Below are 8,542 nucleotides of genomic sequence, written 5' to 3' on the forward strand. Positions count from 1 at the left end.
GACTGTATCTCCTGGTCGCAGCGCACGACATGAGGTCAGGCTGCCCAGCCGCGCAGCGCGGCGGGGATCGCCGAGCGGAAGGTGGCCTCGGCCGTGGCGGTGTCGAGGGCCCCGGCCAGTTCGAGCGTCACCAGACCGTGCAGGGTCACCCAGAGGGAGAGCGCGATCGAGGTCGCGTCACCCGAGAGTGCGGAGGCCGATCGAGCGCGGTCTATCGCCTCGATGAGCGGCCTGACGGGATCTGCGGCGCCCACTTCGCCGGACGGGTCGAAGCTCTGCACGCCGCCGAACAACACGGTGTAGAGGTGGCGGTGCTCGCGCCCCCATCGCCGGTACGCGACCGCCAGCGCATAGAGGTCGGCGAGGGGGTCATCGGAGGTCGGCGCCGCCGACAGTTCCCGGGACAGCCCGGCGACCGCCCTGTTGCGCACTTCGGCGATCAGCCCGTCCTTGCCGTCGAACAGCGAGTAGACCGCGGCGGTCGCGGTCCCGGCGGCGGCGGCCAGGGCTCGGATGGTGATCGACTCCCGTGGGCGGGTGGCGAACATCTCGGTCGCGGACTCGATGAGGCGGTCCTTCACGGTGTCGTCGTTCGTTCTCGGCCTTCCCACGACGACCAGCCTAGCCGAGCTGGTAGTGTTTCCAAACATCGTTTTGAAACAGCGTTTGGAAACTCATATGTCTCTCCCCGTCCCCCTCCGCCTCCTCGGCCGTCTGATCCTGGCCCTGCTCGCCGTCGTGGGGCTGGCCGGGCTGTTCCTCGCCCTCGTCGTAGTGACGGACGGCGCGCGCTCCGGGCTCGCCGCCTGGCTTACCGCCCTCGCAGTCGGCATCATCGCCGCACTGTGGCGAGGCCGGGGCCGTACCTGGCCGGGCCGGCTGTGGCCCTTCGTCCCGGTGGTCGCCGCCGCCGCGCTCACAGCGTCGGTCTGCGTCCCCACCGTTCCCACGACCCGGCAGTACCTGCCCGACCTGCCCTTCGTCGCGACGAAACGCTGGAGCCTGAGCACGGGAAGCCGGGTCGCCGTCTACCACTATCCCCCCGCCGCCGACGCCCCCCGCCGTCCCACGCCGCTCGTCTACCTCCACGGCGGGCCCGTCCGCTCCATCTCTGTGCTCGACCACCGCTTCCTGCGGCTCCTGGCCGGACAGGGCTACGACGTGTACGCCTACGAGCACCCCGGCGGCGGGCGAAGCGACCTGCTGCCCATGGAGCAGTACACAATCTCCAGGTCCGTACGCGACCTCGCCGCCTTCATCGACCGCCTGAACAAAGGCCCGGCCGACGTCCTCGGGTTCTCCGCGGGCGCAATCGTGCTCACCCGGGCCCTGGCCACCCCGGACCCCGCCGCCCGCGTACATCGGGCGATCATCGCCGAACCCGGCCCCATGGACGGCCCCACCGCACTCACCAGCGGGCAACCGGGGAGAGCGTCCGCGCGTGGCCTCGCCCCGGCCCCGACCGGAGCGCGGGCGACGCACGTCCCCCGGTACGCCGTCGCGCTCGCCCTCATCCAACTCGGGCTCCTGCCGCCCGACACCGGCCTGATCACGCAGGCCGAAGGCGTCAACGCCTTCAAGGCCGCCGATCTCGGCAGCGACACCGCCTCCGCCTACTGCGCGCGCGACGCCGGCCGCATCCCAACCGAGGACACCGCGGAGAACTTCTCCTTCAACGCCGCCGCCAGCCTACGGATCCAGCAGACGATCAAAGACTCACCCTCCATCGCCCCCGGGCTGAGCCGCTCCCGGACCCCCGCAATGCTGATGATCGCCGAATGCTCCTCACAGACACGCCAATGGCAGACCAGCATCCTCGCCACCGACCCCGCCATCGAGCGAACCCAATACATGCCCGGCGTCGGACACCGCATGTGGAACGGCCTCGACGACAACAACGAGCGCGCCGCCGCCGTCATCACAGCGTTCCTCCAGGGCGAGCCGTCGCCCCTGCCCAATTACCCAACCCGCACCGGCATCTCCGCCTTCCTCCGCGACCACAGGTGAGGCTCGCAGCGGGCCGATGTCATCCCACCGGAGGTCCGCTCACGCCGCAGTGAGGTCGAGCCGAGTCTCCATGTCCAACCGGAACCGGCCGTCAGGGCCAGGTAGACCGGGTGCTTGGGGCCGTTGCCCTTCATAAAACGGCGCAGGACCTGCTCGGTTTCCGCTGTCCGCAGCCGCAGCGCCGTCGCGTACTTGATCATCTGGTCGTAGTTGCGGGCAATGAGGTCACAGTCGATCGGACGCTTCTTGAGGATCTTGTCCACCTTCGGCCAGGCGGTCTGGATGGCGTCGGGACTGTACAGCTCGATCGCGCCGATGTTCTTCATCCGGGGCAGCAGCTTGAAGCCCAGCAGTTCGGTGAAGGCGAACCGGACGGTGGTGGTTATGTGGACACTGTCAAGGCTTGTCGCCCGCTCAGGCCGACCGATCGCCATCACTCCGGTACCCGCCTGCCAGGCTGGGGCGCTCGCCGTGCGAGGCCCACCACTCGGGTCAGCCCGACCGGACGCAAGATAGCGCTGAGTAACGTTGATTATGATCAGTGCTCGCAGAATGAACCGGCGCGTGCCTGCGACTCTTATGTGATCATTGGCGAGTGCGACCTGTGGGTGAGACTTCCCGGCCATCTGCTCTGAAGCGGGTGTCACTCGTGGCGGCCATCGCCGCCACGCCTTTCCTCCTGCTGTACGCCGCCGCGATGGCCCCGCAGTGGATCACCGATCACCGCCTGGCGAGCCTCGAGAATCTAGCCCTCAAGCATCCATTGCCACCGGGCACGACGTTCGGCGGGTCCGAACCCCAGGGGCCCGTGACTGGAGACTCCGGCGACTGCTGGGCCGGTTTCGCCTTCAGCCTCCGCACCGAACGCCCACCCGAGGAGATCAAGCGGTACTACGAGGCGGCCCCCTTCATGCGGACCGACGCGAACTTCTCCGAGCTGAGCGTCAGCGCCTTGCAGGAGTCTGCCGACCACGTATCGGTCGCCGTCGACACGATTTCCTCTGGCACCGGGGACCTCCGCTGCTGGTGAACGCCACTTACGGTCCCAGATGCCAGATGTAACTCTCAGTTACTTTCCCTCGGGTGAATCAACCCGAGCGGCGGACTCGCGATGGATGTGATCGGCTCGCTCAGTCCGTCGACCTGCATGAAGACCTTCCTGAAGCGTTGCAGTCACCCGGAGCGGTGGTCTCGCCGAGGTCGGTGAGCAGGCATTGGAGGCGGCGGGCGATGGCGGTGTGCCGTTCGGCCTCGCGAGCCCAGCCGCGGTCGTCCGCGTCCTGGACGAGTTGTTGTTCGACGTCGAGGCGGGCCCTGAGCCGTGGCGCGTATTCGGGGGTGGTCACGAACTTGGCGCAGGTCAGGTAGAGGTCACACTCGCACGGGCCTTCGGCGGGCAGACGCAGGCAGTGGCCGAGTTCGAGTTCGGTCTTGAAGAAGTTGGTCTTCAGCCAGTGCACCGCCTCGTCGGGCAGGACGCCGGACTTCACGTCGAGTGCGGCGGGGCCGGCGATGACGGCGCCGGGGGCCAGGACAGACTTGTAGTCGCGTAAGACCTCCTGGTCGCTGATCTGGGCGTAGACGAGTGCCATGGAGACCGAGGAGTGGCCGAGGACCTTCATGATGGTGTGCAACTTGGCGCCGCGTTCTGCGAGCTGGGTGCCGACGGTGTGCCGGAACCTGTGGGCGGAGATGGTGCCCCGAACTCCGGGGCCGTTCTTCTTCCCGCCGGGGACGACGAGCCCGACCTGCATGCATGCCTGCTGGATCGGGGTGTTGAACAGGTAGTAGAGCGACAGCTGCTTGCCGTGGTCCATGAACAAGTAGCGGATCTGCTCGCCGGTGCGGGGGTCGGTGAAGGGCCGGTCTGTGCCGGTCTTGCGCAGGTCGATGACCTTCTGCAGGGCGTCGGCGGCGTCCTGGTGGATCGGGACGGCGCGTTCCTTGTAGGTCTTGCGGCCGGGTAAGCGCAGCCGTGGCGTTCCGTCGAGGTAGTGGTCGAGGCAGTCGATCGGCAGGTGCCGGATCTCGTCACGGCGGGCGCCGGACCAGCGGGCAACCAAGAGCGCCGCGCGCTGGAACGGGCAGGTGATCTCGTTGATGATCGGCATTACGAGGTCGAGCTCGTGATCGGGGATGAATCGGGGGATCCGCTGCTGCGTCCTGGGCGCGTCTCGCGGGCTGATCGGCGCAAAGCCGGGGACGTCGTCGTACTCCCACGCGGCAGCGTCCCGGAACATCAGTGCCAGTGCGGAGATCCGCTGGTTGCGGGTGACCGGGCCCAGCGGCTTGCCGGTCTTCTCCGTCGGTGTCTCGGCGAGGGACTCGGCCCAGCCCAGGCAGTGATCGCGAGTGACGTCGGCGAAGGAGACGACTTCGGGGTGGTGTTCGGCGAGCCACTCGCCGAACTTGCGCAGGGCGATCTCTAGCTTCTCCACCGTCAAGGGGGCGTCGGTCAGCCGGTGGGCGGCCAGCCACTTGTCGGCGACTGTCTGCATGCGGGGCGGCAGCACCAGCGGCGGCTTCCAGGACGGCATCAGCTTGCGCGGCTGGGAGGCGATCTGCCCGCGGTGGAACAGGACCACCTGCAGTTGATGCAGGTGGGTGATCCACTGCTTGGCGGCGTTGTCGCGGTAGTTCTGCGCCGAAGGATAGAAGAGATGCAGGTCGTCGCGTTCGCTGAACAGTCGGACGGCCTCCAGTGCCTCGGTGATGTGGTCCTCGGTGAGCTCGCCGGCGTGCCGGATGCCGGTGTGCAGAGCGATCCGGCCGACCGTCCAGCGCATGGCCTGCCGCGCGGAGTTGCCGTTGTAGCCGAGCGCGACCGCTTCCTCGATCAGCTCGTCGGTGCCCAGGTCGATCCCCATGGCTGCGGCGCAGTCGTCGACCCGGATCTGACCGGCGCCGAACGTCCACGCGTAGTCGAAGGTGACGTGGCCGCGAAGAGCGAGGAACAGCAGATAGGGGCGCGCATGGAAGGACACCGGGAAGGAGGGGGCCTTGTGGGTTTCCCCGGGGAGCCGTCCGACCCGCTCGACCAGCGGGGCGGCGAACCAGTCGCTCATCCGCGGCCATGCGTCCATGAACGCTCGATACCGGCGGATCTTCTGGTTGCGGTAGTTGGGATTGATGTCCTGGTCGCGTACGTAGGCGAGATACTCCGCCTCGCGGCAGTGCCGCCGCCTCGGCCTGCCCGTCGGGGTGACCGGGGTCGCCGCGAGAGCGGCGACCGACATGTGTCCGGCCATCAGGACTTCCCGTCCTCGGGGCCGTCCACGGCCTGGCCGCCGAGCGCCCGGTTGTACTCGCCCACCACCGCCGGATCAGACACCCTGGTGTAGATCCGGGTCGATTCCGGCGAGGCGTGGCCCAGCCGCTTCTGCAGCGCCAGTTCCCGCATGCCGCCCTCCCACATCGCGGTCGCGTGCGTGTGCCGGCAGGCGTGCGGTGTCACCCAGGGCGTCCGGATCCCGGCTCTGGTCGTGGCGCGGGTGAACATCTTCACCGGCCCGTCGTAGCTGAATGCCTCCAGCCGCCTCTTGCCGCGGCCACCGATCAGGAATACCAGCGGGCTGTCGGCGTCGGCCGGGCGCTCGTCCATTACATAGACGCTGACCGCGGCCAGGGTCTCGGGTTCGTGCAGATCGACGACGCGTTCGGTGCGGGACTTGGATCGAGCGCCCTTGGGATGGTCGTTGCGGTGGCGGACGACCACGCGCCGGCGGCCGTAGGCGATGTCCTCAAGGTGCAGGCCCAGCGCCTCACCCGGCCGCAGTCCGCCCTGCAGCATCAGCAGCACGATCGCCCGGTCCCGCTTGCCGCGCAGTTGCTCCAGCAGCGCCTTGACCTGGGCCTCGCTCAGAGGCCGCGGCAACCGCTGCACCGTCTTGACCTTCACCGCCCGGCGGACCGGACGTTGCCGGCTGGCCCGCCCCATGAACGGCCGATGCCGCTCCGAGACGCGCGCCAGCGCCGGGTCCGGCCGCTTTTCGATCGGATTCAGCCGGTCGAACATCCCTGCCAGGATCACGTACTCATAGAAGGAGGCGACAGCAGCCAGGACCCGGTTCACGGTGCTCGGGGCCAGCCTGGTGGCCGGGCCATCGGCGTCCACCACGACCGTCAGTGCCATGCGCTGGCGAGGCCTGCGCGAGGGCACCGATCGCAGGTACTCCAGCAGCGCGATCGAATGTCGCGGAGCGAACTCCTGCCAGGTCAGGCCATCACGGGCGAAGAACCGCCACAGGTGGCGAAGGTCGTAGGCGTATGAGACGAGCGTGTTGGGCGAGCAGTCCCGGGCCGCCAAGAACCGCAGAAACCCCGCCACCACCTCGATCGGCTCGCCGTCCTCATCGAGCAGCTCGACGCGGCGCGCGCCGTCCTCACCGTACTGCTGCCGAACCCGCACAGACACCTCCGGACCGAACCTTCCCGATCTCCCATGAACTCGCCGCATCCTGTTGGGCAGATGGGGCAAGAGGTGTCCATGTAACAACAGCGCCGTGAGTATCGGTGTACTGGCGATCGATCTCCGCGTCGGTCAGATGCCGCAGCAGGCCCTCGATCATCGAGGCCACCTCCGAGGCGGTCGTGGAGGTCACCTGGCTGTAGATGCACACCGACCGCCGTTCGACGTGCCAGTAGACCATGATCCCCGGTCCGTGATAGCGCTCATGCCACTCGGTCATGAAATTCGCCGACCACGACCCGAACTTGCGCGAATCGGACGCGCACGAGGTGCCCTCGCCCCACAGCGCCGTGTCGCGCGCCTTCAGGGTGGCGTTGACGATGAGGCGGATCGCCTCGCGCAGATTGTCGCGGTTGATGAACAGCCGGCGGGTGCGCCGCAGCGCCGCCTCGTTGTCGAGCTGCCCGGGCGGCAGCGCGGCCGCGGCCACGCCGTCGGCCACCCGCTTGATCCCCACGTTCGTCCCCAGCCCGTGCAGGCACAACAACAACCGTCTCTGCAGCACCGCCGGGTCGATGACGATCCGCGAGGCCACCGAGGTGAAAGCGTCGGTGTAGTCGGTGACGTGGGCCACGTCCTTGAGCACGTCCAGCAGGTCGATCACGCCCCATCGGCGGGAGATCTCCGCCTTCAGCGCCTTCAGACCTGTCGGCTCCTCCTGCTTGCCCAGCGGCGGGACGCTGATCCACGGCTCGCCCTTCTTCCGGGTGATCTTCACCCCGCCGGTGGTGTCTTTACGCATCGCCTTGTCCAGCCGGTCCAGGGCGGCGGTGTGTCGGCGCGGAACAGTCGTTATCGCGCTTCTGGTCCGTGGATGATGCGGTGGATGGTGGAGCGTCCGACGCTGTACTCGAGGGCCAGGTCGGCCAGGGACACCTCTCCTTCGGCGTAGCGGCGGCGGATGGAACGCCGCGCCGGTTCGGGCAGCTTGGGCTGCTTGCCCTTGAGCTTGCCGTTCCTCTTGGCCAGGGCCATGCCCTCGCGGGTGCGCTGGTGCCCGATATTCGCTTCGAATTCGGCGACCATGGCGAGGGTCTGCAGGAAGAGCCGGCCGAACGGGTCGTTCCAGTCGTAGACGGAGGCGCCCAGGCCGAACAGCACGCCCCGGCCGGACAGGTCGGTCAGGATGTCGTTGGCTTCAGCCATGTCGCGGGCGAAGCGGTCGAACTTCGTCACTGTGAACACGGTGCCGTCCCAGACGGCGGCCAGGGCCTGGTCGAGGCCTGCGCGGTTACGGCGGGTGGTCCCGGAGAAGCCGCGGTCGATGTAGATGCGGTCGGCGGGCACGCCGAGGGCCAGGAGCTGCTCGGTCTGGATCACGACGTCTTGTTCGTCGGTGCTGCAACGCGCGTACCCGACTCGGGTTTTGTTCACGCTCTGAAGTGTTCCGGATAGGGCCCCTTCATCGGAACAGTACGCGGAACACCTATACGGAACACCCTGACCTGGAGTGCTGTCGTGGCTGGCGGGTGTTCCGGTGGGGGATCCCCTTACGGAACACCGCGTGTGACTTAGCGCTTCAGTTGGCGGGAATCGCACGCTGAAGCGCTAACCATGGCAATTGATCACTGCTGTGTGCACCTAATTGGCTTCGAGAACGAAGAACAGGAAGCTCAGGAACCTCGTGCCGGGGATCCTGCTGAGCTCCTCGCGGAACAGTTCGCGGGCTTCCGGCACGAACGGCGGTTCGCCGATGACGCTGATGCGAAAGCCCGCGGCGGTGAAGGCTTCGGTCATCGCGTGCAGCGGCCGGTCCCAGAACCTCATCTGGACGGCCTGCCCGCCCTGGGCCCATTCTTCGGTCCGGCTGCGGGTCTCGAAGTACTTACAAGGCGTTGCGTTGACCGCTTGACCCGCACCGATGAGAGGGCGCAAGCGTCCTGCGAGCAACCGCGCGGTCCGACCGGGGACTGAGAGCCCGGTGTCTATACCTTGCTCGCGACCACCATATAGTTCTCGGCCTCAAGATCGAACGTGCTCACTTCCGTCCGGAGTCCGACCCGGTGCAGCTCGACTTCGAGTTCCTCGTACCGGTAGGGCCAGCAGGACAGCAGTTCCGAGCGGACA

General features: G+C 67.7%; 9 protein-coding genes. 2 read left to right on the forward strand and 7 right to left on the reverse strand.

The features are described from left to right. Window positions 1-35: 35 nt before the first annotated feature. A complete protein-coding gene (locus ACTMTI_RS39515) occupies window positions 36-611 on the reverse strand; it encodes a TetR-like C-terminal domain-containing protein (protein ID WP_441125885.1) in 576 nt (191 codons plus the stop codon). Between the two features lie 67 nt (window positions 612-678). On the opposite strand from ACTMTI_RS39515, the gene ACTMTI_RS39520 reads away from it, so the two are divergent. After that, window positions 679-2,007, forward strand: coding sequence for an alpha/beta hydrolase (locus tag ACTMTI_RS39520; protein ID WP_441125886.1), 1,329 nt, complete (start codon window positions 679-681; stop codon window positions 2,005-2,007). Here ACTMTI_RS39520 and ACTMTI_RS39525 read toward each other — a convergent pair. Further along, complete coding sequence (locus tag ACTMTI_RS39525; RefSeq protein WP_441125887.1) at window positions 1,959-2,441, reverse strand: Tn3 family transposase; 483 nt, start codon at window positions 2,439-2,441, stop codon at window positions 1,959-1,961. The genes ACTMTI_RS39520 and ACTMTI_RS39525 overlap by 49 nt on opposite strands. Before the next feature lie 215 nt (window positions 2,442-2,656). Between ACTMTI_RS39525 and ACTMTI_RS39530 the strand changes: the two genes are divergently transcribed. Beyond that, window positions 2,657-3,037 carry a hypothetical protein gene (locus ACTMTI_RS39530; RefSeq protein WP_441125888.1) on the forward strand — a complete coding sequence of 127 codons (381 nt, stop codon included), beginning with the start codon at window positions 2,657-2,659 and terminating at the stop codon, window positions 3,035-3,037. A 100-nt stretch (window positions 3,038-3,137) separates the two neighbouring features. On the opposite strand, the gene ACTMTI_RS39535 is transcribed toward ACTMTI_RS39530, so the two are convergent. From ACTMTI_RS39535 to ACTMTI_RS39555, 5 genes are all read right to left on the reverse strand, one after another. Next, window positions 3,138-5,255: a tyrosine-type recombinase/integrase gene (locus ACTMTI_RS39535; RefSeq protein ID WP_441125889.1), complete on the reverse strand. Its 2,118-nt coding sequence runs from the start codon at window positions 5,253-5,255 to the stop codon at window positions 3,138-3,140. Continuing rightward, window positions 5,255-6,421 (reverse strand): tyrosine-type recombinase/integrase, encoded by a 1,167-nt coding sequence (locus tag ACTMTI_RS39540; protein WP_441125890.1) that lies wholly within the window; start codon window positions 6,419-6,421, stop codon window positions 5,255-5,257. The genes ACTMTI_RS39535 and ACTMTI_RS39540 overlap by 1 nt, the downstream gene beginning before the upstream one ends. Then, window positions 6,390-7,217 carry a Tn3 family transposase gene (locus tag ACTMTI_RS39545; protein ID WP_441125891.1) on the reverse strand — a complete coding sequence of 276 codons (828 nt, stop codon included), beginning with the start codon at window positions 7,215-7,217 and terminating at the stop codon, window positions 6,390-6,392. The genes ACTMTI_RS39540 and ACTMTI_RS39545 overlap by 32 nt, the downstream gene beginning before the upstream one ends. Before the next feature lie 50 nt (window positions 7,218-7,267). Next, on the reverse strand, window positions 7,268-7,849 hold the full coding sequence (locus ACTMTI_RS39550) for a recombinase family protein (RefSeq protein WP_441125893.1): 582 nt from the start codon (window positions 7,847-7,849) through the stop codon (window positions 7,268-7,270). Between the two features lie 207 nt (window positions 7,850-8,056). Further along, window positions 8,057-8,365 carry a hypothetical protein gene (locus ACTMTI_RS39555; RefSeq protein WP_441125894.1) on the reverse strand — a complete coding sequence of 103 codons (309 nt, stop codon included), beginning with the start codon at window positions 8,363-8,365 and terminating at the stop codon, window positions 8,057-8,059. Between the last annotated feature and the right edge of the window lie 177 nt (window positions 8,366-8,542).

It is taken from the genome of Nonomuraea sp. H19 (assembly GCF_052068215.1).
In the GTDB taxonomy this organism is placed as follows: domain Bacteria; phylum Actinomycetota; class Actinomycetes; order Streptosporangiales; family Streptosporangiaceae; genus Nonomuraea.

Bases quoted from the DNA above. Each gene is read 5' to 3' on its own strand.
- ACTMTI_RS39545 (WP_441125891.1), bottom strand. From the start codon at position 7,217: ATGCGTAAAGACACCACCGGCGGGGTGAAGATCACCCGGAAGAAGGGC.
- ACTMTI_RS39520 (WP_441125886.1), top strand. From the start codon at position 679: ATGTCTCTCCCCGTCCCCCTCCGCCTCCTCGGCCGTCTGATCCTGGCC.
- ACTMTI_RS39535 (WP_441125889.1), bottom strand. From the start codon at position 5,255: ATGGCCGGACACATGTCGGTCGCCGCTCTCGCGGCGACCCCGGTCACC.
- ACTMTI_RS39525 (WP_441125887.1), bottom strand. From the start codon at position 2,441: ATGGCGATCGGTCGGCCTGAGCGGGCGACAAGCCTTGACAGTGTCCAC.